Annotated in this window: 21 protein-coding genes; 15 read left to right on the top strand and 6 right to left on the bottom strand. The window is 63.4% G+C overall.

The annotated features are described in order from the left end of the window. Positions 1 to 128 precede the first annotated feature (128 nt). The 4 genes from CAG44_RS01645 (at position 129) to gcvP (ending at position 6,419) form a co-directional block, all read left to right on the top strand. A complete protein-coding gene (locus tag CAG44_RS01645; protein ID WP_178076909.1) occupies positions 129 to 1,709 on the top strand; it encodes an iron ABC transporter permease in 1,581 nt (526 codons plus the stop codon). 125 nt (positions 1,710 to 1,834) lie between these two features. Next, complete coding sequence (gene gcvT / locus CAG44_RS01640; protein WP_085691472.1) at positions 1,835 to 2,917, top strand: glycine cleavage system aminomethyltransferase GcvT; 1,083 nt, start codon at positions 1,835 to 1,837, stop codon at positions 2,915 to 2,917. 51 nt (positions 2,918 to 2,968) lie between these two features. Continuing rightward, positions 2,969 to 3,352, top strand: a complete 384-nt coding sequence (gene gcvH, locus CAG44_RS01635) for a glycine cleavage system protein GcvH (RefSeq protein WP_046613622.1) — start codon at positions 2,969 to 2,971, stop codon at positions 3,350 to 3,352. A 193-nt stretch (positions 3,353 to 3,545) separates the two neighbouring features. Beyond that, complete coding sequence (gcvP, locus tag CAG44_RS01630; protein ID WP_085691471.1) at positions 3,546 to 6,419, top strand: aminomethyl-transferring glycine dehydrogenase; 2,874 nt, start codon at positions 3,546 to 3,548, stop codon at positions 6,417 to 6,419. A 111-nt stretch (positions 6,420 to 6,530) separates the two neighbouring features. On the opposite strand, the gene CAG44_RS01625 is transcribed toward gcvP, so the two are convergent. The 3 genes from CAG44_RS01625 to CAG44_RS01615 form a co-directional block, all read right to left on the bottom strand. After that, on the bottom strand, positions 6,531 to 6,845 hold the full coding sequence (locus CAG44_RS01625; RefSeq protein ID WP_003259356.1) for a DUF2388 domain-containing protein: 315 nt from the start codon (positions 6,843 to 6,845) through the stop codon (positions 6,531 to 6,533). An 89-nt stretch (positions 6,846 to 6,934) separates the two neighbouring features. After that, a complete protein-coding gene (locus CAG44_RS01620) occupies positions 6,935 to 8,620 on the bottom strand; it encodes a GspE/PulE family protein (RefSeq protein ID WP_085691470.1) in 1,686 nt (561 codons plus the stop codon). A gap of 206 nt (positions 8,621 to 8,826) precedes the next feature. Further along, positions 8,827 to 9,132, bottom strand: coding sequence for a hypothetical protein (locus tag CAG44_RS01615; RefSeq protein WP_003259353.1), 306 nt, complete (start codon positions 9,130 to 9,132; stop codon positions 8,827 to 8,829). A 126-nt stretch (positions 9,133 to 9,258) separates the two neighbouring features. Here CAG44_RS01615 and CAG44_RS01610 point away from each other — a divergent pair, with 126 nt between their 5' ends. Beyond that, entirely contained in the window at positions 9,259 to 9,729 is a 471-nt protein-coding gene (locus CAG44_RS01610; RefSeq protein ID WP_085691469.1) for an Lrp/AsnC family transcriptional regulator, read from the top strand. Between the two features lie 117 nt (positions 9,730 to 9,846). Here the strand turns inward: CAG44_RS01610 and CAG44_RS01605 are convergent, their stop codons facing one another. Beyond that, entirely contained in the window at positions 9,847 to 11,214 is a 1,368-nt protein-coding gene (locus tag CAG44_RS01605) for a CYTH domain-containing protein (protein ID WP_003259352.1), read from the bottom strand. Between the two features lie 220 nt (positions 11,215 to 11,434). Here CAG44_RS01605 and argE point away from each other — a divergent pair, with 220 nt between their 5' ends. Both argE and argA read left to right on the top strand, forming a co-directional pair. Continuing rightward, positions 11,435 to 12,577 carry an acetylornithine deacetylase gene (gene argE / locus CAG44_RS01600; RefSeq protein WP_085592402.1) on the top strand — a complete coding sequence of 381 codons (1,143 nt, stop codon included), beginning with the start codon at positions 11,435 to 11,437 and terminating at the stop codon, positions 12,575 to 12,577. 124 nt (positions 12,578 to 12,701) lie between these two features. Next, positions 12,702 to 14,000, top strand: coding sequence for an amino-acid N-acetyltransferase (gene argA / locus CAG44_RS01595; RefSeq protein ID WP_013974710.1), 1,299 nt, complete (start codon positions 12,702 to 12,704; stop codon positions 13,998 to 14,000). A 151-nt stretch (positions 14,001 to 14,151) separates the two neighbouring features. On the opposite strand, the gene CAG44_RS01590 is transcribed toward argA, so the two are convergent. Continuing rightward, entirely contained in the window at positions 14,152 to 15,528 is a 1,377-nt protein-coding gene (locus CAG44_RS01590; protein ID WP_015272222.1) for a glutamine synthetase family protein, read from the bottom strand. A 574-nt stretch (positions 15,529 to 16,102) separates the two neighbouring features. Between CAG44_RS01590 and CAG44_RS01580 the strand changes: the two genes are divergently transcribed. The 7 genes from CAG44_RS01580 to CAG44_RS01550 all read left to right on the top strand — a co-directional run bounded on the left by CAG44_RS01580 (position 16,103) and on the right by CAG44_RS01550 (position 24,572). After that, entirely contained in the window at positions 16,103 to 17,461 is a 1,359-nt protein-coding gene (locus CAG44_RS01580; protein WP_013974708.1) for a glutamine synthetase family protein, read from the top strand. Positions 17,462 to 17,507: 46 nt separating this feature from the next. Continuing rightward, entirely contained in the window at positions 17,508 to 18,869 is a 1,362-nt protein-coding gene (locus tag CAG44_RS01575; RefSeq protein WP_085691468.1) for an aspartate aminotransferase family protein, read from the top strand. A 331-nt stretch (positions 18,870 to 19,200) separates the two neighbouring features. Next, entirely contained in the window at positions 19,201 to 20,298 is a 1,098-nt protein-coding gene (locus CAG44_RS01570; RefSeq protein WP_023660780.1) for a polyamine ABC transporter substrate-binding protein, read from the top strand. A gap of 158 nt (positions 20,299 to 20,456) precedes the next feature. After that, positions 20,457 to 21,551 carry a polyamine ABC transporter substrate-binding protein gene (locus CAG44_RS01565; protein WP_084785299.1) on the top strand — a complete coding sequence of 365 codons (1,095 nt, stop codon included), beginning with the start codon at positions 20,457 to 20,459 and terminating at the stop codon, positions 21,549 to 21,551. A gap of 71 nt (positions 21,552 to 21,622) precedes the next feature. Then, positions 21,623 to 22,765, top strand: coding sequence for a polyamine ABC transporter ATP-binding protein (potA, locus tag CAG44_RS01560; RefSeq protein WP_013974704.1), 1,143 nt, complete (start codon positions 21,623 to 21,625; stop codon positions 22,763 to 22,765). Continuing rightward, positions 22,762 to 23,682 carry an ABC transporter permease subunit gene (locus CAG44_RS01555; RefSeq protein WP_013974703.1) on the top strand — a complete coding sequence of 307 codons (921 nt, stop codon included), beginning with the start codon at positions 22,762 to 22,764 and terminating at the stop codon, positions 23,680 to 23,682. Before potA ends, CAG44_RS01555 begins: the two co-directional genes overlap by 4 nt. Then, positions 23,679 to 24,572, top strand: coding sequence for an ABC transporter permease subunit (locus CAG44_RS01550; protein WP_003258560.1), 894 nt, complete (start codon positions 23,679 to 23,681; stop codon positions 24,570 to 24,572). Before CAG44_RS01555 ends, CAG44_RS01550 begins: the two co-directional genes overlap by 4 nt. Before the next feature lie 149 nt (positions 24,573 to 24,721). On the opposite strand, the gene CAG44_RS01545 is transcribed toward CAG44_RS01550, so the two are convergent. Beyond that, positions 24,722 to 25,177, bottom strand: a complete 456-nt coding sequence (locus tag CAG44_RS01545) for a transposase (RefSeq protein WP_085691467.1) — start codon at positions 25,175 to 25,177, stop codon at positions 24,722 to 24,724. 505 nt (positions 25,178 to 25,682) lie between these two features. Here CAG44_RS01545 and CAG44_RS01540 point away from each other — a divergent pair. Beyond that, complete coding sequence (locus tag CAG44_RS01540; RefSeq protein ID WP_256575194.1) at positions 25,683 to 25,961, top strand: DUF3077 domain-containing protein; 279 nt, start codon at positions 25,683 to 25,685, stop codon at positions 25,959 to 25,961. The last annotated feature ends 160 nt before the right edge of the window (positions 25,962 to 26,121 follow it).

Raw genomic sequence — 26,121 nt, 5'->3', positions numbered from 1 at the left:
CCACAGGACTACTCGATCCCTGTGGGAGCGGGCGTGCCCGCGAACGACCGCATAGCGGTCGCAAACCAGCCACAGAGACATTCAACTTGCCCCACGCCCCCCAACGCCGCTGGTACCTCCCGGTCACCATGGTCGCCGCCCTGGTGCTCCTGCCCCTGAGCGTCCTGCTGCTGTCCTGGCAGTCGATCGACCTGCAGATCTGGTCGCACCTGCTCGACACCCAGATGACTCGCCTGCTGGGCAATACCCTGACGCTGGTGGTGGGTGTGGGCATCGGCGTCACCGTGCTCGGCGTCAGCCTGGCCTGGCTGACCAGCCTCTGCGAGTTCCCTGGCCGGCGCTGGCTGGACTGGGCGCTGATGCTACCGTTCGCCATCCCGGCCTATGTGCTGGCGTTCGTCTTCGTCGGCCTGCTGGACTTCGCTGGCCCGGTGCAGAGTGCCCTGCGCGAGGTATTCGGGCCGATGCGCCTGCCGCGGGTGCGCTCCACCGGCGGGGTGATCGTCGTCCTGGTGCTGGTGTTCTACCCCTATGTCTACCTGCTGGCGCGCAGCGCATTCCTGGCCCAGGGCAAGGGCCTGATGGAAGCGGCGCGGGTGCTGGGGTTGTCCCCGCTGCAAGCGTTCTGGCGTGTGGCCCTGCCCATGGCACGGCCCGCGATCGGCGCCGGTATTGCCCTGGCCCTGATGGAAACCCTGGCCGACTTCGGCGCGGTGGCGGTGTTCAACTTCGACACCTTCACCACGGCCATCTACAAGACCTGGTACGGCTTCTTCAGCCTGTCCAGCGCGGCCCAGCTGGCCAGCCTGTTGCTGCTGGCGGTGATGCTGGTGCTGTATGGCGAGCGCCGTGCCAGGGGGGCCAGCCGCAGCGGCAACGAGCGGCCGCGCGGGCAGGCGCTGTATCACCTGCGCGGGTTCAAGGCGTTGCTGGCCAGTGGCTGGTGCCTGCTGGTGTTCGCCTGCGCCTTCGTCATCCCGCTGCTGCAACTGCTGGCGTGGTTCTGGCAGCGCGGCCGGCATGACCTGGACGAGCGCTATGTCGGCCTGGTGCTGCACACCCTGTACCTGGGCGGCATGGCGGCGCTGGTCACGGTGTGTGTGGCGTTGCTGCTGGCCTTTGCCCGGCGCCAGGCGCCGACGGGCGGTATCCGCGCCGGGGTAGGCCTGGCCAACCTGGGCTATGCCTTGCCCGGCTCGGTGCTGGCGGTGTCGATCATGCTGGCCTTCAGTTACCTCGACAACCACCTGGTCATCCCGCTGTCCAGCTGGCTGGGCGGTGCCGGCAAGCCGCTGCTGCTGGGCAGCCTGGCCGCATTGCTGCTGGCCTACCTGGTGCGCTTCATCGCGGTGGCCTACGGGCCGCTGGAGAGCAGCCTGGAGCGGATCCGCCCGTCACTGCCCGAGGCGTCCCGCAGCCTGGGCGTCGGTGGCGCGGGATTGTTTTTCAAGGTGTATCTGCCGCTGCTGGTGCCTGGCGCGCTCAGCGCCGCCCTGCTGGTGTTCGTCGACGTGCTCAAGGAAATGCCGGCCACCTTGCTGATGCGCCCGTTCGGCTGGGACACCTTGGCGGTAAGGGTGTTCGAGATGACCAGCGAGGGTGAGTGGGCGCGTGCATCGTTGCCGGCACTGACCCTGGTGCTGGTGGGCCTGCTGCCGGTCATCGGCCTGATCCGCCGTTCGGCACGTCGACCCGGTCACAGTCACTGAGGGTGCCAGCCCGCGCCCTTGCGGCTACAATGCGCGGCATTCGCGCGGCGGGTCCTACACAAGAAGAGCTGACGACCCGACGTCATCGACCGCCGCCGCTTCGCCACGCCCGGAAGGAGAAACCCATGGGACAGCGCACGCTTTTGTATGACCTGCACCTGGCGCTTGGCGCCAAGACGGTCGATTTCGGTGGCTGGGACATGCCCCTGCACTATGGCTCGCAGGTCGAGGAGCACCATCAGGTGCGCAGCGATTGTGGGGTGTTCGATGTTTCCCACATGACCGTGATCGATGTCGATGGTAGCGACGCCACTGCCTGGTTGCAGCGTCTGCTGGCCAATGATGTGGCCCGCCTCGACGACACCGGCAAGGCGCTTTACAGCCCGCTGCTGCAGGCGCAGGGCGGGGTGATCGATGACTTGATCGTCTACCGCACGGAAGATGGCTATCGCCTGGTCACCAACGCCGCCACCCGCGCCAAGGTGCTCGACTGGCTGCAGCTGCAGCGTGACGGTTTTGCCGTGGACTTCGAGGTCCGCCCAGACCTTGCCATCCTTGCCATCCAGGGCCCGCATGCCCGAGATAAGGTTGCAGCGCTGCTCAGCCCCGCGCGTGCCGCGCTGATCCGCGAGTTGCGCCCGTTCGAAGGCGTTGCCGAAGGCGACTGGTTCATTGCCCGCACCGGTTATACCGGTGAAGACGGCCTGGAGATCATCCTCCCGGGCGACCAGGCCGTGGCCTTCTTCAACGACCTGGTCGGTGCCGGTATCGCCCCCAGCGGCCTTGGTGCCCGCGATACCCTGCGCCTGGAAGCCGGCATGAACCTGTACGGCCAGGACATCGACGAAACCCACACCCCGCTTACCTCCAACCTGGGCTGGAGCATCGCCTGGGAGCCGGCCGAGCGCGACTTCATCGGCCGCGCCGGGCTGCTGGCGGAAATCGAGCACGGCGTGCAGGAAAAACTGGTAGGCCTGGTGCTGGAAGAGCGCGGCGTGCTGCGTGCCCACCAGGTGGTGCGTGTAGCCGGGATTGGCGAAGGGGAGATCACCAGTGGTAGTTTCTCGCCTACGCTGAGCAAGTCCATTGCCCTTGCACGCGTGCCCATGGCCACCGGCGACCGGGCCGAGGTGGAAATCCGCGGCAAGTGGTACCCGGTGCGGGTGGTCAAACCGACCTTTGTGCGCCACGGCAAGATCCTGATCTGAACAATTTTTAACCGGCGGGCGTACCGCTGAGCCAATCGAGGAATTCAAGACATGAGCAATATCCCCGCCGACCTGCGTTTTGCCGAAAGCCACGAGTGGGCTCGCCTGGAAGCCGACGGCACCGTGACCGTGGGTATCAGCGACCACGCCCAGCAAGCCCTGGGTGACGTGGTGTTCGTCGAGCTGGCTGAAGTCGGCAAGGTATTCGCCGCTGGCGACGCGGCCGGTGTGGTCGAGTCGGTCAAGGCCGCTTCGGACATCTACGCCCCGGTCGGTGGCGAAGTGATCGCGGTCAACGAAGAGCTGGCTGACAGCCCTGAGCTGCTCAACGAAGAACCTTACGAGTCGTGGATCTTCAAGCTGAAGCCAAGCAACCCGGCCGAGCTGGACAAGCTGCTGGATGCTGCTGGTTACGCAGCCGCTATCGGCGAATAAGGCTTCAGGCCTCATCGCCGGCAAGCCAGCTCCCACAGAGATAGCGCGCGCCTCAGGGCCTGTGGTTACCTGTGGGAGCTGGCTTGCCGGCGATAGGGCCGGTACTGGCAAAACAACTTTCCCCGCAGAATCGGCAATCCCTTCCTAGACTTGTAAGTCTCCATGAGAGCTGTTCCAGGAAGAGAGCGTCGTCATGTCCCAGTCGCCATCCCTGCATCAACTGCAAGAGCTCAACCCATTCCTGCGTCGCCACCTGGGCCCGGATGCCACGGAGCAGCAGGCCATGCTCAACGCGCTGGGTGTCGCCAGCCGCAGTGAGCTGATCGAGCAGACCGTACCGCCAGACATCCGCCTCAATCGCCCCCTCGATCTGCCGCCGGCACTGGACGAACAGGCCGCCCTGGCCAAGCTCGCCGGTTACGCCGGGCAGAACCAGGTCTGGACCAGCCTGATCGGCATGGGCTACCACGGCACCATCACCCCCACGGTCATCCTGCGCAACGTGCTGGAAAACCCGGGCTGGTACACCGCCTACACGCCTTATCAGCCCGAGATTGCCCAAGGCCGGCTGGAGGCGTTGCTGAACTTCCAGCAGATGGTCATCGACCTCACCGGGCTGGCCCTGGCCAACGCCTCGCTGCTCGACGAAGCCACCGCCGCCGCCGAGGCAATGGCCCTGGCCAAGCGGGTGGCGCGCAACAAGAGCAATGCCTTCTTCGCCGATGAGCACTGTCACCCGCAAACCCTGTCGGTACTCAAGACCCGTGCCGAGGGCTTCGGCTTCGAGCTGATCGTCGACTCTGTGGATAACCTTGGCAAACACGCGGTTTTCGGGGCCTTGCTGCAGTACCCGGATACCCACGGCGAGGTGCGCGACCTGCGCCCGCAAATCGACCATTTGCACAGCCAGCATGCCCTGGCCTGCGTGGCCGCCGACCTGCTCAGCCTGGTGGTGCTGGCACCGCCCGGGGAGCTGGGAGCCGATGTGGTGCTGGGCTCGACCCAGCGCTTTGGCGTACCGATGGGCTATGGCGGCCCCCACGCGGCGTATTTCGCCTGCCGCGATGACTACAAGCGAGCCATGCCGGGGCGCATCATCGGCGTGTCGCGCGATGCCCGTGGCAACACCGCGTTGCGCATGGCCCTGCAGACCCGCGAGCAGCATATCCGCCGCGAGAAGGCCAACTCCAACATCTGCACGGCCCAGGTGCTGCTAGCCAACATTGCCGGCTTCTACGCGGTGTACCACGGCCCGGAAGGCCTGCAGCGCATTGCCCAGCGCGTGCACCGGCTGACCTTCATCCTGGCCGCCGGCCTCGAGGCCAAGGGCATCAAGCGCCTCAACCAGCACTTCTTCGACACCCTTACCCTGGACGTCGGCGGTGCCCAGGTGGCCATCATCGAAAGCGCCGAAGCCGCGCAGATCAACTTGCGCATCCTTGGCCGCGGGCATCTGGGCGTGAGCCTGGACGAGACCTGCTCGGAGCAGACGGTGCTGCGCCTGTTCGACATCTTCCTGGGGGTGGACCACGGCCTGGATATAGCCGCACTCGACCAGCTGGCCCTGCCCGAAGGCATCCCCGCCAGCCTGGTGCGGCGCACGCCCTTCCTCGCCCACCCGGTGTTCAACCTGCACCACAGCGAAACCGAGATGCTGCGCTACCTCAAGCAGCTCGAGAACAAGGACCTGGCGCTGAACCAGTCGATGATCCCGCTGGGTTCGTGCACCATGAAGCTCAACGCCACCAGCGAGATGATCCCCATCACCTGGCCTGGCTTTGCCCAGCTGCACCCGTTTGCCCCGGCGGCCCAGGCCACCGGCTACAAGGCGATGATCGACGAACTGGAAAGCTGGCTGTGCGCCATTACCGGCTTCGATGCCATCTGCATGCAGCCCAACTCCGGTGCCCAGGGCGAGTACGCTGGCCTGATGGCCATTACCCGCTACCACCGCAGCCGCCACCAGCCGCAACGCACGCTGTGCCTGATTCCGTCGTCGGCCCACGGCACCAACCCGGCGTCGGCGCAAATGGCCGGCATGGAGGTGGTGATCGTAGATTGCGACGACGATGGCAACGTCGACCTGGCCGACCTCAAGGCCAAGGCCCACTCGGCCGGGGATCGGTTGTCGTGCCTGATGATCACTTACCCGTCGACCCACGGCGTGTATGAAGAGGGGATTCGCGAAATCTGCGAAGTGGTCCACCAGCACGGTGGCCAGGTGTACATGGATGGCGCCAACCTCAATGCCCAGGTGGGCCTGGCGCGGCCGGCGGATATCGGCGCCGACGTTTCACACATGAACCTGCACAAGACCTTCTGCATCCCCCACGGTGGCGGCGGCCCGGGCATGGGCCCGATCGGCATCCGCGCGCACCTCAAGCCGTTCGTCGCCAGCCACCCGGTGGTGCCGGTACCCGGCCTGGACCCGAACAACAGCGCGGTCAGTGCCGCGCCCTGGGGCAGTGCGAGCATCCTGCCGATCAGCTGGATGTACATAGCCATGATGGGGCCGCAGCTGGCCGATGCCAGCGAGGTGGCGATCCTCTCGGCCAATTACCTGGCCAGCCAGCTGGGTGGGGCTTTCCCGGTGCTCTACCGCGGGCGCAACCAGCGGGTGGCGCATGAGTGCATCCTCGACCTGCGGCCGCTGAAGGCGCTGACCGGCATCAGCGAAGAGGACGTGGCCAAGCGCCTGATGGATTATGGCTTCCACGCGCCGACCATGTCGTTCCCGGTGCCGGGCACGCTGATGGTCGAGCCGACCGAGAGTGAGTCGAAGGCCGAGCTGGACCGCTTCGTCGAGGCGCTGCTGGCGATTCGGGCGGAAATTGGCGAAGTGCAGGAGGGCAACTGGCCGGCGGAGAACAACCCGCTCAAGCATGCGCCGCATACCCTGGCCGATGTGCTGGCGGTGTGGGACAGGCCCTACAGCCTGGAACAGGCGGTGGCGCCCAGTGCTCACGTGCGCCAGCACAAGTACTGGCCAGCGGTGAACCGGGTCGACAACGTGTATGGGGACAGGAATCTGTTCTGTGCTTGTGTGCCGGTGGAGGCGTATCGCTGAGATCGGTGCTGGATTCTTCGCGGGCTTGCCCGCTCCCACAGCACTTGCACAAGATTCAAGCCTTGTGCGGTCCCTGTGGGAGCGGGCATGCCCGCGAAGCAGGCGACGCGGTTACTCGGCTACCGCATTCTTGGCCAGGATGGCATTGGCCAGTTCCATGTCAGAAGCCTGCATCCCCGGGTTTTCCGCGCGGGCCTGGCGAATCGCCGCTTCAAGGAACGGCCCGCGGATCGCGCCTTCGCTGGCCACGAAGCTGCCGGCGTCATCCTGCGCCGCCATCACCAGCTTGTGATCCCCGGAAGTCAGGTAGCTCGATGCCGTGGTAGCACCGGTAGTCATCACGTTACGCCAGAAGGTATCGGCCATGGCCGAGCCGATAGGCAGCGAAAGCAAGGCAGCGGCAGCGATGGCGGTTTTGAAACGCATGTTGAAACACCTCGAAGGGTGAGGGTTGAAGATGCGCGATTTGATCCTGCCACAGGGGTGCAAGTTCCTTGAATACAAGGGATTTTTGCTCAGGAACAGGCCCGTAGCACTTCCTCTTGGCGGGTCTGCCCGCAGGCTACCTTGGCTTCGCCGCAGCGGCGCAGATCGAGCAAGCCATCGGCCACGGCCTGGCGCCGCAAACTGGCCAGATCGCTGCCCGGGCCTATCAGGGCGCGCAGGCTGTCGCTGGGTATCAGCAGCTCGAACAACCCTGTGCGGCCATGGAACCCCGTGCCACGACAGGTACGGCATGGCTGGCCTTCGGGCAGCGCTGCACCACCCCGGCAATCCGCGCACAGTGTGCGCACCAGCCGCTGAGCCATGACCCCCACCAGCGTCGCCTTGATCAGGTAGTCGGCCACACCCAGTTCCTGCAGGCGGGTGATCGCGCCACAGGCGTCGTTGGTATGCAGGGTCGACAGCACCAGGTGCCCGGTCAGGGCTGCCTGCACCGCCACCAGGGCGGTCTCGCGGTCACGGATTTCGCCGATCATGATGATGTCCGGGTCCTGGCGCAGCATGGCCCGCACACCGTTGGCGAAACCCAGGTCCAGGGCGGGCTGCACCTGCAACTGGTTGAAGGTGGGATCCAGGCGCTCGATCGGGTCTTCGATGGTGCACAGGTTGACCTGCGGCGTGGCCAGCAGCTTGAGGCTGGCGTACAGCGTGCTGGTCTTGCCGGACCCGGTGGGGCCAGTGACCAGGATGATGCCCTGGCGCTGGCGCAGCAGGCCTTGCCACTGGTCCAGTTGTGGCCCATCCAGGCCCAGCCGGTCGAAGCCTTCTTGCAGCTGTTGCGGGTCGAACAGGCGCAGCACCAGTTTTTCGCCGAACGGGGTCGGCAATGTCGACAGCCGCAGTTCCACCTCGCCGCCGCCAGGCAGGCGGCTTTGCAGCCGGCCATCCTGCGGCCGGCGCTTTTCCGCGACGTCCATGCGCCCCAGGTGTTTCAGGCGGCTGACCAGCGCCAGGGTCACCCCGGCGGGGAAGGCATAGACGTTGTGCAGCAGGCCGTCGATGCGGTAGCGCAGTTGGCCCTGCTCGCGGCGTGGTTCCAGGTGGATATCGCTGGCGCGTTGCTCGATGGCGTACTGCAGCAGCCAGTCGACGATATGCACGATGTGCGCGTCGTCCGCACTGGCCTCGGCCTGGCGCTTGCCCAGCTCCAGCAGCTGTTCGAGTTCACCCAGGCTGGCTGACTGCTGGTGTTGCGCGCCCTTTACCGATTGGGCCAGGCGGTGGAACGACTGCCCTGCCTGGCGGACCTGCTGCGGGCTGGCCAGCACGCGCCGGATCGGCCGGCCCAGGCTGCGGGTGAGGTCGGCCAGCCAGTCGTCCTGGTAGGGCTGGGCGCTGGCGACGGTGACGCTGGAGGCGTCGGCGGCGACGATAAGAATGCCGTGGCGCTGGGCGAAGGCCGGGGATATCAGGCCGGTGACCTGGGGCAGGTCCAGTTGCAGCGGGTCGATGCGCAGGTAGGGCTGGCCGACCTTGTTGGCCAGCCATTGGCAGAGGCGGTCCAGGTCCAGGGGCTGGCCAGGGTGTCGACGGTCTTCCAGGGCGCAAGCGGCGATCTGTTCCAGCGGGTGGGCGGTGGGGTGAGTGGCGGTGTGCTCGAGTACCTGGAGGGTGTCGTTGGCGTGCAGGTGCTGGTCGGCGAGCAGGGCCTGGAGCAGGTGCTTGAGGTCGAGTGCCGGGTTGTCGGGTGTGTGCATGGTGGGCGTCCGTGCCTGATAGGGGAGTGCTGATCAAGGCTAGCCGGGCGAGGGAGGGTTACCGAGGGTGAAAGGTTTCGGAATCTTGCAGTGCCTGTACTGGCCTCTTCGCGGGCTCGCCCGCTCCCACAGGTACACCACAGGGCTGAGGTCGGTGGTATTCCTGTGGGAGCGGGCGAGCCCGCGAAAGGGCCAAAGCGGATGGTTCAGACCACCGCCAGCTCCACCCGCTGCAGGTTGCTCAGGCTCACCTCACCCACACACACCAGGTTGCGCAGTTTTTGCGCAATCACCTCGGCCCGGTGCCAGCTCAGGCCGCCGATGCCGACCTCGATATCCAGCCAGTCATCCTGCTGGCTGACCTGCACGCTGTGCGGGGTCAGGAACTGCAGGGCAAACAGGTTGAGCACCCGGCAGAGGCTGTCAGGCTCGGCCTCGGCCTGCAGGCGATAGTGCACGGTGCTGTGGGCGCTGCTGGCGGCCCAGGCGTCGGTACGGGGCTGTGCGTTCATGCTGGTCTCCGCAAATGTGGGAGAGATTCTTGCACGTTGGCGGCGGTATTTTTTCGCTATGATTTGATCATTTCGCTGTATTGGCGAATTGTTCTATTCATCAAGTACTGTTAAGGAGAATTATTGATGCGCAGCGAGCTGGACGCCTACGACCGCCGTATCCTCGAACTGCTGCAGGAGGACGCTTCGCTGTCCAGTGCGCAGATCGCCGAACGCGTGGGGCTGTCGCAATCGCCGTGCTGGCGGCGTATCCAGCGGTTGAAGGAGGAGGGGGTGATTCGCGGGCAGGTGACCTTGCTGGACCGCAAGAAGGTCGGCCTGAACACGCAGATATTCGCCGAGGTGAAACTGAACGCCCACGGGCGCTCCAACTTCACCGAGTTCACCGACGCAATCCGCGGGTTTCCGGAGGTGCTGGAGTGTTATGTGCTGATGGGGTCGGTGGACTTTCTGTTGCGCATCGTCACCCCGGATATCGAGGCTTATGAACGGTTCTTCTTCGAAAAACTGTCGAACGTGCCGGGGATACAGGAGGTGAACTCGATCGTGGCGCTGTCGGAGATCAAGTCCACCACCAGCCTGCCACTTTCGCGTTGAGGCCATTCGCGGCGGTTCGGCGCCCCGACTCGCCCGCTCCCACAGGTGCTGTGCAGGCCCAGGCCTTGTGCAGTTCCCTGTGGGAGCGGGCAAGCCCGCGAAGCAGGCGACTCGGTATCAGGCCTTGAGCAGGTGCTTCCAGCCGCGGCTCTGGTCCACCGCCCGAGCCTGTTCGATACGCGCTTCCAGCACTTCATCGCTGATCGGCTGTTCAGCCAGCTCATGCAGCTTCTTCAGGTCGCCATACAGGCGGTCCATCTGCGGCGCTTCCAGCACCTGACGGGCATGGTGCAGCCAGGCCAGCAGCTGTTCGATACGCGGCAGTTGCTCGGCCAGGTCTTCCGGACGCTGGGTGTACAGCGGCAGCTTCAACGCTCGGCCTTCTTCACCCAGCAGGTGCGCCAGCCAGCTTGCCAGCTGCGCCTTGCCCTGGCGCTCGCCACGGCCTTTGCGCTCCACGGTCCAGGCACGGGCCAGCAACCAGCGCGAGGTTTCCAGCGAGAACTGGCCCCAGCGCACGTCCTCCAGCTCTTCGGCGAACTGCTCGGGGGCGGCGCGGCGGATATCTTCGTCTTCGTTGCCGGCCTGCACCAGCGGGCGCCAGTCTTCGAGCAGGGCGTCGAGGCTGCTGCGCAGGTCGCGGGTGGTGGCGCGCGGCGCGGCCTGGCCCAGGCTAGCGGTAATGGCACGCAGCTCGCTCAGGCACTCGACCCAGTCCTGCAGCAGGCGCCAGTGGCCGTTGTGGCGGTATTGCTCGGCCAGGCGCTGGCTGCTGCCCAGCAGTTGCCAGGCCAGTGCGGCGTAGGCGTCGTCCACGGCCATTTCGGCTTCCAGCTCGGTGTGCGGCAGGCCCAGCTCGTAGCTGTCCGGCTCCAGCAGGCGGTAACCACGCTCGGCCTTGCTGATGTCGCATGGCATCAACGGCAGGCTGGCGGCCAGCTCGGCGGCCAGTTCCAGCAGTGCCTGCGGCTCGCCTTCACGCAATTCCAGTTCCAGCTCGCAGATTTCTTCCTTGCGCTTGCCGGCGATCACGAACCCCTGGTCCAGCGCGGCCTCGATCACCACCTTGCTCTTGCCACGGCCCCAGGCGATTTCGGCGTATTCACGGCTGAAGTCGGTGGTGAACAGCGGCTTGATGGTCTTTTTGTCCAGGTTGGCCAGTTGCGCGGGCCAGCAGCTGTCGTCGAGCTTCTTCAGGTCGAGCTTGACCTTGTCCAGCTGCCATTCGTGCTCGTTGCGCTCGGACAGGCCGGCCACGCTGGTGCCGCGGCACTTGAGGGTCTGGATGATGGCCTCGCCATCGCGGCGCAGGCGCAGGGCGACACGGGCGGCGGAGAGCTCGCGCTCGGGGGTGTCGAAGTACTGGTTGAGCAGTTCGCGGGTCTGCCAGCCGGACTTGTTGCGCTTTTTCAGCAGAGGGTGCTCGCGCAGGGCGGCAAGGGTCTCGCGGCTGGCGCGGAGCTTGAGTTCGGTTTCTTTGTGCATCACAGGCTCGAAGGAGGGGGCGTGGTTGCCCAGCAGTCTACAGGAGTCGGCTCTCGTCTGTTGGATCGTGGTTGGCTTCTTCGCGGGCTTGCCCGCTCCCACAGGTACAGCATCGCTTTCAAGGGCGGTGCAGTCCCTGTGGGAGCGGGCAAGCCCGCGAAGAAGCCCACACGGTTGGACGGCATTGCTATGATGGGCAACGCTTCCGAGGAGTACGCGCATGCCGTTGCCGACGCTGAAAGACCAGTTCGCCGCCCTGATCGCCGCGCCCTCGGTCAGTTGCACCCAGCCTGCGCTGGACCAGTCCAACCGCCAGGTCATCGACCTGCTGGCCGGCTGGCTGGGCGACCTGGGTTTCAAGTGCGACATCCAGCAGGTCAGCCCCGGCAAGTTCAACCTGCTGGCCAGCCGTGGCACCGGCCCGGGGGGCCTGGTGCTGGCGGGGCACAGCGATACCGTACCCTATGACGAACAGCTGTGGGCCAGCGACCCGCTGAAGCTGACCGAAACCGATGGCCGCTGGGTCGGCCTGGGCAGCTGTGACATGAAGGGCTTCTTCGCCCTGGTCATCGAGGCGGTCATCCCGCTGTTGGAGCACGATTTCAAGCAGCCGCTGCTGATCCTCGCCACCTGTGACGAAGAAAGCTCCATGTCCGGCGCCCGCGCCCTGGCCGAGGCCGGCCAGCCGCTCGGCCGTGCGGCAGTGATCGGCGAGCCCACCGGGCTGCGGCCGATCCGCATGCACAAGGGCATTCTCATGGACCGCATCGACATCCTCGGGCGCAGCGGCCACTCCTCGGACCCAAGCCTGGGCCGCAGCGCCATGGAGGCCATGCACGCAGTGATGGGCGAGCTGATGGGCCTGCGCCAGCAATGGCAGCAAACCTACCGCAACCCGCAATTCACCGTACCGACCCCGACCATGAACTTCGGCTGCATCCACGGCGGTGACAACCCCAACCGTATCTGCGGCCAGTGCGCCCTGGAATTCGACCTGCGCCCGCTGCCAGGCATGGACGTGGAGCAACTGCGCGCAGCCATCCGCGCCAAGCTGGTGCCGGTGGCAGAGCGCTTTGAGGTGCGCATTGACTATGCGCCGCTGTTCCCGGAGGTGCCGCCATTCGAGCAGGCAGCCGACGCCGAGCTGGTGCAAGTGGCGGAGCGCCTGACCGGCCATCGCGCCGAAGCGGTGGCGTTCGGCACCGAAGCGCCTTATCTTCAGCAACTGGGTTGCCAGACCATCGTGCTGGGGCCCGGCGACATCGCCTGTGCCCACCAGCCCGGCGAATATCTGGAAATGTCACGAATCGAGCCTACCGTGCGTCTATTGCGTGACCTGATCCGGCACTATTGCCTGGACTAAACGTCAACCGAACTGTTTCGTTCCTGCCTAGAGGAGACCGCGCGTGACCGCAAGCCTGTTCCGACGATGATCCTGAACGCCCCCTGTATCGCCGTTCTCCGTCCACTTATTCACAGGCCCTGTCATGCCCGACTACGTCAACTGGCTGCGTCATGCCTCCCCGTATATCAATGCCCATCGCGACTGCACCTTCGTGGTCATGCTCCCGGGCGATGGGGTGGAACACCCTAATTTCGGCAACATCGTCCACGACCTGGTGCTGCTGCACAGCCTGGGCGTGCGCCTGGTGCTGGTGCATGGCTCGCGCCCGCAGATCGAAAGCCGCCTGGCTGATCGCGGCCTGACCCCGCACTACCACCGTGGCCTGCGCATCACCGATGCCGCCACCCTGGATTGCGTGATCGATGCTGTCGGCGCCTTGCGCCTGGCCATCGAGGCACGCCTGTCGATGGACATCGCCGCTTCGCCGATGCAGGGCTCGCGCCTGCGCGTGGCGTCCGGCAACCTGGTCACGGCACGGCCGATCGGCGTGCTCGAAGGCGTGGACTACCACCACACCGGCGAAGTGCGCCGGGTCGACCGCAAGGGCATCAGCCGCCTGCTCGATGAGCGCTCCATCGTGCTGTTGTCGCCGCTGGGCTACTCGCCCACGGGTGAAATCTTCAACCTGGCCTGCGAAGACGTGGCCACCCGCGCCGCCATCGAACTGGGTGCCGACAAGCTGCTGCTGTTCGGTGCCGAGCCGGGCCTGCTGGATGCCGATGGCAAGCTGGTGCGTGAGCTGCGCCCGCAGCAGGTTGCCCCGCATCTGCAGCGCCTGGGCAGCGACTACCAGGGCGAATTGCTGGATGCCGCGGCCGAAGCCTGCAAAGGCGGCGTGGCGCGCAGCCATATCGTGAGCTATGCCGAGGACGGCGCCTTGCTGACCGAGCTGTTCACCCGTGGCGGTGGCGGCACGCTGGTGTCGCAGGAGCAGTTCGAAGTGGTGCGCGAGGCGACCATCGAGGACGTGGGCGGTTTGCTGGAACTGATCAGCCCGCTGGAAGAGCAGGGCATCCTGGTGCGCCGTTCGCGTGAGGTGCTGGAGCGGGAGATCGAGCAGTTCAGCGTGGTCGAGCGCGAGGGCATGATCATCGCCTGTGCGGCGTTGTACCCGATTGCCGACTCCGACGCCGGCGAACTGGCGTGCCTGGCGGTGAACCCGGAGTACCGCCATGGCGGGCGTGGCGACGAGCTGCTGGAGCGCATCGAAAGCCGGGCGCGGCAGTTGGGGCTGAACACCCTGTTCGTGCTGACGACGCGTACTGCGCACTGGTTCCGCGAACGCGGGTTTGCGCCGAGCGGGGTCGAGCGGCTGCCAGCGGCGCGGGCTTCGCTGTACAACTACCAGCGCAATTCGAAAATCTTCGAGAAGCCTCTGTAAGCCTGTACCGGCCTCTTCGCGGGCTCGCCCGCTCCCACAGGTACACCGCAGGCTTTAGACCTTGTGATGACCCTGTGGGAGCGGGCAAGCCCGCGAAGCAGGCGACACCAATCTCGAACAAAAACGCCGCCCTTGTGGGCGGCGTTTTTGTTTACACGGTATGCAGGTACCAGTTGTACTCGAGGTCGGAGATCGAGTGCTCGAACTCCTCCAGCTCGCTCTCCTTGCACGCGACGAAGATGTCGATGTACTTCGGATCGATGTACTTGTTCAGGATCTCGCTGTCGTCCAGCTCGCGCAGGGCATCGCGCAGGTTGTTCGGCAGGCTCTGCTCCAGCTGCTCGTACGAGTTGCCTTCGATCGGCTCACCCGGCTCGACCTTGTTGGTCAGGCCATGGTGCACGCCGGCCAGTACGGCGGCCATCATCAGGTACGGGTTGGCGTCGGCACCGGCCACGCGGTGCTCGATGCGCACGGCGTCCGGCGAGCCGGTCGGCACGCGCAGGGCCACGGTGCGATTGTCCAGGCCCCAGCTTGGCGCGTTCGGCACATAGAACTGCGCGCCGAAGCGGCGGTACGAGTTGACGTTCGGGCAAAGGAACGCCATGGACGCGGGCAGGGTCTCGAGCACACCGCCGACAGCGTGACGTAGCGCGGCGTTCTGCTCGGGATCCTCGCTGGTGAAGATGTTGTTGCCATCTTTGTCCAGCACGGAAATGTGTACATGCAGGCCGTTGCCTGCCTGGCCCGGGTAGGGCTTGGCCATGAAGGTGGTGTCCATTTCATGGTCGTAGGCGATGTTCTTGATCAACCGCTTGAGCAGTACCGCGTAGTCGCAGGCCTTGAGCGGGTCGGCCACGTGGTGCAGGTTGACTTCGAACTGCGCCGGGGCGCTTTCCTTGACGATGGCGTCGGCCGGGATGCCTTGCTCCTTCGCGCCTTCCAGGATGTCCTGCAGGCAGTCGGCATATTCGTCGAGGTCGTCGATCAGGTACACCTGGGTCGACTGCGGGCGCTTGCCCGAAATTGGCGAGCGTGGCGGCTGCGGGCGGCCGTTCACGTTCTCCTGGTCGATCAGGTAGAACTCCAGCTCGAACGCGGCGCAGATGGTCAGGCCCATCTCGGTGAACTTGTCGACCACCTGGCGCAGCACTTCACGCGGGTCGGCAAAAAACGGCTCACCTTCGAGCTCGTGCATGGTCATCAGCAGCTGGGCGGTCGGGCGCTTCTGCCAGGGTTCGTTGGAGAGGGTGCCGGGGATCGGGTAGCAGATGCGGTCAGCATCGCCGATGTCCAGGCCCAGCCCGGTGCTTTCAACGGTGGAACCGTTGATGTCCAGGGCGAAGAGGGAGGCAGGCAGGTTGATGCCTTTCTCGTAAACCTTGTGGAGGCTGGTGCGCTCTATGCGCTTGCCACGCACCACACCATTCATATCTGCAATCAGAAGGTCAACGTAGAGAACCTCAGGATGTTCCTTAAGGAACGCGTTCGCTTCGTTAAGCTGAACGGCACGCGGGGGTACCGACATGATGCAACACCTTTGTTGTTAAAAATATCAATCAAGGGGGGCTTGCAAGACCAGTCAATCGAAAAGACAAACTGATGTCAAGCCAACCCCATGATGCCCTGAAATGGCACATCGACGGCAGATTTGCTGCATCTCGGGGCAAACCATTATCCGCTATTTCCCGCGCAAAGGGCTATCTCCGACCAACCGTGTTTTATTTTTTACGGAGGTGTTGTGTAAAAAAATGAACAAGGCTAAGCTCGGTCTCAACCCAGAACACAATAATACGAGGGTCACATGGTCCGCTTGCCGAGACCTGAAAGCACTGCCTGCGCAGTGCCATCGGGTACATCCGTCTTTTTTGCAAGCTTCGTCAATGGCGTGGCCGCCCTGGCCGCAATAATTGACGTTTGGCGCTCCCGGACCTGCCCTCGTAGCGGCTTGCCGCCCTTCGTTTCGTCTTCCTGCCTTTCGAACTCATTACGGACGCACCTGTTTTCAGTGTATCCACTGTGGCTCTGCGCGGGGGTTTTTGCTTTAGCAATGTACTCCATCCAGAATCAGTGCGCGGACCACCTTACCTCCTGAGGTATTTATGAGTAACAACCTCGACCAGCTCACCGATTGGTTGAAAGAGCACAAGATCACCGAAGTCGAATGCATGATCAGTGACCTGACCGGCATCACGCGCGGCAAGATTTCGCCTACCAACAAATTCATCGCCGAAAAAGGCATGCGCCTGCCCGAGAGCGTGCTGCTGCAGACCGTGACCGGCGACTACGTCGACGACGACATCTATTACGAACTGCTGGACCCGGCGGACATCGACATGATCTGCCGCCCCGACGAGAACGCCGTGTTCCTGGTGCCATGGGCCATCGAGCCGACCGCCCAGGTGATCCACGACACCTACGACAAGAAGGGCAACCCGGTCGAACTGTCGCCGCGCAACGTGCTGAAGAAAGTCCTCAAGCTCTACGCCGACAAGGGCTGGCAGCCGATCGTCGCGCCGGAGATGGAGTTCTACCTGACCAAGCGCAGCGAAGACCCGGACTTCCCGCTGCAGCCCCCGGTAGGCCGTTCGGGCCGCCCGGAAACCGGCCGCCAGTCGTTCTCGATCGAAGCCGCCAACGAATTCGACCCGCTGTTCGAAGACGTCTACGACTGGTGCGAACTGCAGCAGCTGGACCTCGACACGCTGATCCATGAAGACGGCACGGCGCAGATGGAGATCAACTTCCGTCATGGCAACGCCCTGCACCTGGCCGACCAGATCCTGGTGTTCAAGCGCACCATGCGCGAGGCCGCGCTCAAGCACAATGTGGCCGCCACCTTCATGGCCAAGCCCATGACCGGCGAGCCAGGCAGTGCCATGCACCTGCACCAGAGCGTGGTCGACGTGGCCACCGGCAAGAACATCTTCAGCAACGACGACGGCAGCATGAGCGAACTGTTCCTGCACCACATCGGTGGCCTGCAGAAGTTCATCCCCGAGGCATTGCCGCTGTTCGCCCCCAACGTCAACTCGTTCCGCCGCTTCCTGCCCGACACCTCGGCGCCGGTGAACGTGGAATGGGGCGAGGAAAACCGTACCGTCGGCCTGCGCGTGCCGGACGCCGGCCCGCAAAGCCGCCGGGTCGAGAACCGCCTGCCAGGCGCCGACGCCAACCCTTACCTGGCCATCGCCGCCAGCCTGCTGTGTGGCTACATCGGCATGGTCGAAGGCATCGACGCCAGCGCGCCGGTGCAGGGCCGTGGCTACGAACGCCGCAACCTGCGCCTGCCACTGACCATCGAAGATGCCCTGGAACGCATGGAAAACAGCCGCGCACTGGTGCAGTACCTGGGCAAGAAGTTCATCACCGGCTACGTCGCCACCAAGCGCGCCGAGCACGAGAACTTCAAGCGAGTCATCAGTTCCTGGGAGCGTGAGTTCCTGCTGTTTGCTGTCTGATCAACTTGGTGCCGCAGGACGCGGCTGTCGAACAACGGAGAAGCACATGAGCGTCAACAACCCGCAAACCCGTGAATGGCAAACCCTGAGTGGGGAGCATCACCTCGCGCCCTTCAGCGACTACAAGCAGCTGAAGGAGAAGGGGCCGCGCATCATCACCAAGGCCCAGGGTGTGCATTTGTGGGATAGCGAGGGGCACAAGATCCTCGACGGCATGGCTGGCCTGTGGTGCGTGGCAGTGGGTTATGGCCGTGAAGAACTGGTGCAGGCGGCAGAAAAGCAGATGCGCGAGCTGCCGTACTACAACCTGTTCTTCCAGACTGCCCACCCGCCTGCGCTGGAACTGGCCAAGGCAATCTCCGACGTGGCGCCGCAAGGCATGACCCATGTGTTCTTCACCGGCTCCGGCTCCGAAGGCAACGACACCGTGCTGCGCATGGTCCGCCATTACTGGGCGTTGAAAGGCAAGCCACAGAAGCAGACCATCATCGGCCGCATCAACGGCTACCACGGCTCCACCGTGGCTGGTGCCAGCCTGGGCGGCATGAGCGGCATGCACGAGCAGGGCGGCCTGCCGATCCCGGGCATCGTGCATATCCCGCAGCCTTACTGGTTCGGCGAAGGCGGCGACATGACCCCGGATGAGTTCGGGGTGTGGGCGGCCGAGCAGCTGGAGAAGAAAATCCTCGAAGTCGGCGAAGACAATGTCGCCGCCTTCATCGCCGAGCCGATCCAGGGCGCCGGGGGCGTGATCATCCCGCCGGAAACCTACTGGCCGAAGGTGAAGGAGATCCTCGCCAAGTACGACATCCTGTTCGTCGCCGACGAAGTGATCTGCGGTTTCGGCCGTACCGGCGAGTGGTTCGGTTCCGACTACTACGACCTCAAGCCTGACCTGATGACCATCGCCAAGGGCCTGACTTCCGGTTACATCCCAATGGGCGGTGTGATCGTGCGTGACACCGTGGCCCAGGTACTCAGCGAAGGCGGCGACTTCAACCACGGCTTCACCTACTCCGGCCACCCGGTAGCGGCCGCCGTGGGCCTGGAAAACCTGCGCATCCTGCGTGACGAGAAAATCGTCGAGAAGGCGCGCAGCGAAGCGGCACCGTATTTGCAAAAGCGTTTGCGTGAACTGCAGGACCACCCTCTGGTGGGCGAGGTACGCGGCCTGGGCCTGCTCGGCGCGATCGAGCTGGTCAAGGACAAGGCCACCCGCAGCCGTTACGAAGGCAAGGGCGTGGGCATGATCTGCCGCACCTTCTGCTTCGAAAACGGCCTGATCATGCGCGCGGTGGGTGACACCATGATCATTGCGCCGCCGCTGGTGATCAGCCATGCAGAGATCGACGAACTGGTGGAAAAGGCACGCAAATGCCTGGACCTGACGCTCGAAGCGATTCGTTGACAGTTTGCTAGGCTGGAGAGGCCTGAATGGCTGTTTTGAATACTCAATTTCGGCACAAGGCTTTACTGGGCGGCGTTGGCACTCCTCGCCGTAGCTGGCTACGACTCGTCGTGCCGCCTTGCCCAATAAACCCTTGCACTCGAACTTGAATATTCAAAACAGCCACTCAGGCCTCCGCGATGTGACATTAAGTCGTTACAAGGCCCTGCTTTCCTTGATACAGGGCCTTGTAACTTGCCAGACTAGCGACTGTTTCAGTCGCCGCGCGCTCTGCACCGTAGGTCCTGGCTGCTGAACAGATGGCTAAATAAAAAATTCTGGAGCATTACGCATGAATAAATTGGGCAAGACGTTGCTGGCCACCGCCCTGATGGGTGCCATGGCTACCGCTGTTCAGGCTGAAGACAAGGTGTTGAACGTCTACAACTGGTCGGACTACATCGCTCCGGACACCATCGCCAAGTTCGAGAAGCAGTCGGGCATCAAGGTCAAGTACGACGTCTTCGACAGCAACGAAACCCTCGAAGCCAAGCTGCTGGCAGGCAAGTCGGGCTATGACATCGTGGTGCCTTCGAACAACTTCCTGGCCAAGCAGATCAAGGCTGGCGTGTACGAGGAACTGGACCGCTCCAAGCTGCCGAACTGGAAGAACCTCGACCCTGACCTGCTCAAGGCCGTTGGCGATGCCAGCGACAAGGACAACAAGCACGCCTTCCCGTACATGTGGGGCTCGATCGGCATCGGCTACAACCCGGAGAAGGTCAAGGCCGCGCTGGGCGTGGACAAGATCGACTCGTGGGACGTGGTGTTCAAGCCTGAAAACATCGCCAAGCTCAAGAGCTGCGGCGTGAGCTTCCTCGATGCCCCGACCGAAATGCTGCCGGCTGCGCTGCACTACCTGGGCCTGCCGAGCAACAGCACCAAGAAGGAAGACCTGAAGGCCGCCGAGGACCTGTTCCTCAAGATCCGTCCTTCGATCACCTACTTCCACTCGTCCAAGTACATCGGCGACATGGCCAACGGCAACATCTGCGTAGCCGTCGGTTACTCGGGTGACCTGGAGCAGTCCAAGGCCCGTGCCCACGAAGCCGGCGACAAGGTCAAGGTGGACTACGTCATTCCGAAGGAAGGTGCCGGTACCTTCTACGACATGGTCGCCATCCCCAAGGATGCCGAGCATAAAGACGCTGCCTACCAGTTCATGAACTTCCTGATGCAGCCGGAAATCATGGCCGAGATCACCAACGCCGTGCGCTTCCCGAACGGCAACGCTGCCGCCACCCAGTTCGTGGACAAGGAAATCACCAGCGATCCGAGCATCTATCCGCCAGCTGAAGTGAAGAAGCAGCTGTACGCGATCGCTGCGCCTGAAGCGTCTGCCCAGCGTGTGATCACCCGCAGCTGGACCAAGATCAAGTCGGGCAAATAAGCCCGATGCGGTACCTCTGGGCCGGGGAATCCCGGCCCAGAGCCAGTGAAAGGCAATTGATGATTGCGGCATCGAAGCTGCGAAGGTAAGTTGCGCGCCGGTTTTGCGTGTGCGGCAGCATTGTCGCTACCCAGGCACTGATTGTGAGGACCACCCACTTGTCCATTTCTGTATTCCGCAAGGCCTTGATGGCTGGAGCGGGCCTGACGCTGGCATGCAGCGTCCAAGCGGCGCCTACGGTGCACTTCTACAACTGGTCCGACTACGTCGGCCCGACCACACTCGCGGACTTCGAGAAAGCCACGGGCATCAAGCCCGTGCAAGACGTGTTCGACTCCAACGAAACCCTGGAAGGCAAGCTGCTGGCCGGCAACACCGGCTATGACGTGGTAGTGCCATCCAACCATTTCCTCGGCAAGCAGATCAAGGCGGGCGCGTTCCAGAAGCTCGACAAGAACCTGCTGCCCAACTATTCCAACCTGGACCCGGCGCTGATGAAGCGCCTGGAAAGGAACGACCCGGGCAACCAGTACGCCGTGCCTTACCTGTGGGGCACCAACGGCATCGGTTACAACGTCGACAAGGTGAAGGCCGCGCTGGGCGTGGACACCATCGACTCCTGGGCAGTGCTGTTCGAGCCCGAGAACATGAAGAAGCTCGCCAAGTGCGGCGTGGCCTTCCTCGACTCGGCGGACGAAATGCTGCCGGCGGTGCTCAACTACATGGGGCTGGACCCCAACAGCACCAATGCCAAGGACTACCAGGCCGCCGAGAAGAAACTGCTGGCGGTACGCCCGTACGTGACCTACTTCCACTCGTCCAAGTACATCACCGACCTGGCCAACGGCGACATCTGCGTCGCGGCAGGTTTCTCGGGTGATGTGTTCCAGGCCAAGGCCCGCGCCGAAGAAGCGAAGAAGGGCGTGAACCTGGCCTACGCCATTCCCAAGGAAGGCGGCAACCTCTGGTTCGACGTGCTGGCGATCCCCAAGGACGCCAAGAACGTCAAAGAGGCGCATGCCTTCATCAACTATTTGCTGAAGCCTGAGGTTATCGCCCAGGTCAGTGATTACGTCGGTTACGCCAACCCGAACCCCAAGGCTGGCGACCTGATGGACCAGGCCGTGAGGACTGACGCCGCGGTTTACCCACCGCAGGAAGTGCTGGACAAGATGTTCGTGAACTCAGAGTTGCCACCCAAGGTGCAACGGCTGATGACCCGTAGCTGGACCAAGGTCAAGTCGGGCAAGTAAAAATCCAGGCCCGTGGCGGCACCTGTAGAACAGGGCTCGCGGGCACAAAAATCTTGTTGGGAGTTTCACTCATGGCAGTTGCCTCCGGTGCCTATAAAAAAGCCCTCGAGGGTGGCCAGCAACCCAAGCAGGTGCTGGTCAAGATCGACCGGGTCACGAAAAAGTTCGACGAAACGGTAGCCGTGGACGATGTGTCCCTGGAAATCCGCAAGGGCGAGATCTTCGCCCTGCTGGGTGGCTCCGGTTCCGGCAAGTCCACCTTGCTGCGCATGCTGGCCGGCTTCGAACGTCCGACCGAAGGGCGGATATTCCTCGATGGCGTCGACATCACCGACATGCCGCCCTACGAGCGGCCGATCAACATGATGTTCCAGTCCTACGCGCTGTTCCCGCACATGACCGTGGCGCAGAACATCGCCTTCGGCCTGCAGCAGGACAAGATGCCCAAGGCCGAGATCGACGCCCGCGTGGCCGAGATGCTCAAGCTGGTGCACATGACCCAGTACGCCAAGCGCAAGCCGCACCAGCTGTCCGGCGGCCAGCGCCAGCGCGTGGCCCTGGCCCGCTCGCTGGCCAAGCGCCCCAAGCTGCTGCTGCTCGACGAGCCGATGGGTGCACTGGACAAGAAACTGCGTTCGCAGATGCAGCTGGAACTGGTGGAGATCATCGAGCGCGTGGGCGTGACCTGCGTGATGGTGACCCACGACCAGGAAGAGGCCATGACCATGGCCCAGCGCATCGCCATCATGCACCTGGGCTGGATCGCCCAGATCGGATCGCCGGTGGACATCTACGAGACGCCTACCAGCCGCCTGGTGTGCGAGTTCATCGGCAACGTCAACCTGTTCGAAGGTGAAGTGGTCGACGACGCCGAAGGCCACGCGATCATTGCCAGCCCGGAGCTGGAGCGCAAGATCTATGTCGGCCACGGCATCACCACGTCGGTGGAAGACAAGCACATCACCTACGCCCTGCGCCCGGAAAAGATGCTGGTCACCACCCAGCAACCGACCTGCGAGCACAACTGGTCGCGCGGCAAGGTTCACGACATTGCCTACCTGGGTGGCCACTCGGTGTTCTACGTCGAGTTGCCGAGCGGCAAGGTCGTCCAGTCGTTCGTCGCCAACGCCGAGCGCCAGGGCACCCGCCCGACCTGGGGCGATGAAGTGTACGTGTGGTGGGAAGACGACAGCGGCGTGGTACTGCGGTCATGAAGCTGCGCAAGCTCAAGCGAGCCTTCCAGCGTATTACCCCGGAGGGGCGGCACCTGGTGATCGGCGTGCCGTTCATCTGGCTGTTCCTGTTCTTCATGCTGCCGTTCTTCATCGTGCTGAAGATCAGCTTCGCCGAAGCCGACGTGGCGATCCCGCCGTATACCGAGATCTACAGCTACGTCGAAGACAAGCTGCAGCTGGTGCTCAACCTGGCCAACTATGGCCTGTTGACCGAGGATGAGCTGTATATCTCGGCCTACCTGGGCTCGCTGAAGATGGCCTTCTTCAGCACCCTGCTGTGCCTGCTGATCGGCTACCCGATGGCCTATGCCATTGCCAATGCCAAGAAGGAGACCCAGACGGTCCTGCTGTTGCTGATCATGATGCCGACCTGGACCGCGATCCTGATCCGCGTCTATGCCTGGATGGGCATTCTCAGCAACAACGGCCTGCTCAACGGCTTCCTGCTGTGGACCGGGTTGATCGACCAGCCGCTGCAGATCCTCAACACCAACCTGGCGGTGTACATCGGCGTGGTCTATTCGTATCTGCCGTTCATGATCCTGCCGCTGTTCGCCAACCTGGTGAAGCACGACCCGAGCCTGCTCGAGGCCGCTTCGGACCTGGGTTCGAGCACCTTCAACAGCTTCTGGAAGATCACCGTACCGCTGTCGAAGAACGGCATCATCGCCGGCTGCATGCTGGTGTTCATCCCGGTGGTGGGCGAGTTCGTGATTCCTGAACTGCTTGGCGGCCCGGAAACCCTGATGATCGGCAAGGTGCTGTGGCAAGAGTTCTTCAACAACCGTGACTGGCCGGTGGCCTCTGCGCTGGCGGTGGTCATGCTGGCGATCCTGATCGTGCCGATCCTGCTGTTCAACCGCAGCCAGGCCAAAGAAATGGAGGGCAGGGCATGAAGCGCTTCAGTTTCTCCAAGCTGATGCTGGTGCTCGGCTTGCTGTTCATCTACCTGCCGATGCTGATCCTGGTGATCTACTCGTTCAACGCCTCCAAGCTGGTGACGGTATGGGGTGGCTGGTCGGTGAAGTGGTACGTCGGCCTGCTCGACAACACCCAGTTGATGGGGTCGGTGATGCGTTCGCTGGAAATCGCCTGCTATACGGCGGTGGCGGCGGTGGCGCTGGGTACCTTGGCGGCGTTCGTGCTGACCCGGGTTACCCGCTTCAAGGGCCGCACGCTGTTCGGTGGCCTGGTCACCGCGCCGCTGGTAATGCCCGAGGTGATCACCGGCCTGTCGCTGTTGCTGCTGTTCGTGGCCATGGCGCAGATGATTGGTTGGCCGCAGGAGCGCGGCATCGTCACCATCTGGATCGCCCATACCACGTTCTGTGCCGCGTATGTGGCGGTGGTGGTGTCGGCACGCCTGCGTGAGCTGGACCTTTCGATCGAGGAAGCGGCGATGGACCTGGGTGCCAAGCCGTGGAAGGTGTTCTTCCTGATCACCATCCCGATGATCGCGCCGTCGCTGGCGGCGGGCGGCATGATGTCGTTTGCCCTGTCGCTGGATGACCTGGTACTGGCCAGCTTCGTGTCAGGCCCTGGTTCGACCACCTTGCCGATGGAAGTGTTCTCGGCGGTGCGCCTGGGCGTGAAGCCGGAGATCAACGCCGTGGCCAGCCTGATCCTGCTGTCGGTGTCGCTGGTGACCTTCTTCGTCTGGTACTTCAGCCGCCAGGCCGAAGAGCGCCGTCGCAAGGCGATACAGCAGGCGATCGAAGAGGGCGCTGCAGCGAATGCTTCGCAGCCACAGGTCAAGCGCCCGGCGCAGGTTGCGGCGTCGGCCTGATCCGGCCCTTTCGCGGGCACGCCCGCTCCCACAGGGACATCACAGCCTTCAGGCTTGTGGTGATCCCTGTGGGACAGGGGCACCAAAACCTTCAGGCATGTGGAAATCCCTGTGGGAGCGGGCAAGCCCGCGAAGGCCCCAACACCGACTCAAAGCCATACCGCATCCCAGTGTGGATAGTCCCTGACACTCCTGACCAATCCTGCCCTCAAGGGATTGGCAACAATGTACCGGGCTACATGCACCACACACTCTTCCCGCCGCAGCGCATGGTCATGGTAACCGGGTTGCCAGATCGGTTTGTGCCTGACACCTGCCTTGCGCAACGCAATGGCTGTGCGTGATTTGAACTTGCGCATCAACGTTCCCAATGCCACTTCCTTCAGCTCGACCAGCCAATGCAGGTGATCCGGCATCACTACCCAGGCCAGGGAATGGCAATCCTGGATGTCATTTGAAACCCGCAGATGTTTGACCACCAGGCGAGCATTGTCGAAGTCATGGAACAGTGGTTTTCGTTGGTGCGTGATGGTGGTCAGCAGGTAGAGCCTGCCTGGCTCGGAGTAGCGCCCACAACGCAGTCGGTGGGATTCGGCTAATGGCATTGTGATCTTCCTTGAAATTGAACCTCCTTTTGAAAGGTAGTGGCTGAAGCGGGGGTCACCGGGTAGCTGATGGTTTCTGAATATGGCAGAAGCTCATGCATTGCTGTGCCGGCCTCTTCACGGGCGCGCCCGCTCCCACAGGTACAGCACTGGCTTGGGGCTGGCGACTTTCCTGTGGGAGCGGGCATGCCCGCGAAGAGGCCCTGAAGGCGTACGACTTTTCATCAACTCAAACCAAAGGCTTCAGCTGGATCGGCTTGGGAATTATCCTACGAGCCGTGTGGAAGCTGCTCTGTTGTAGGGGAAATGCCCTAGGGATAACGTCGTCGGGACTGGGTGTGAGAACCCAACGATATAGTGCTTTCGTCATGGCAACCGTGCGCGGGCAGACTTACGTCTGGCTGCGTTCCTATATCCGCGGTTTCTCACCTCGCGTACGGTTGCCGCCCTGATCCGTGAGAAAGATGAAGGTGGCAACTCCTTGTCCAGATATAGGAGATCCACCATGACCAATTCTGCTCCAGGCACTTCCTATCCATCACACAGCAGCACCGTCGGCCGCGAAACCTGCATGGACCTGTTCCGCGTCCAGGCCAACATCCCCTTCAACCATGCCTTCTCCGAACTCTCCGTAATACTCGGGTGCATCAATCACCTGACGACCGAAGCCGAGATGGAAAATGACCGGCTGGCCGGTAGTGCCGCGAGAATTCTCAGTGGCTTTGCCAAAGCATTGATTGATGACATAGAGCTGGGGTTGAACAGGGCCTCAGTTCAGGTCTGACCTGTACCGGCCTCTTCGCGGGCGCGCCCGCTCCCACAGGTACAGCGCAGGCTTGAGGCTGGCGACCATCCTGTGGGAGCGGGCGTGCCCGCGAAGAGGCCCGCGCAGGCGCCGAAAATGCCAGCTTGATCGCGGTCAGTGCCGTTTATCGAACCCTGAT

Source organism: Pseudomonas sp. B13(2017) (assembly GCF_002113245.1).
GTDB lineage: Bacteria > Pseudomonadota > Gammaproteobacteria > Pseudomonadales > Pseudomonadaceae > Aquipseudomonas > Aquipseudomonas putida_Z.
The sequence above is the reverse complement of the archived record's forward strand: the minus strand, read 5'-3'. Positions and strand labels throughout refer to the sequence as shown.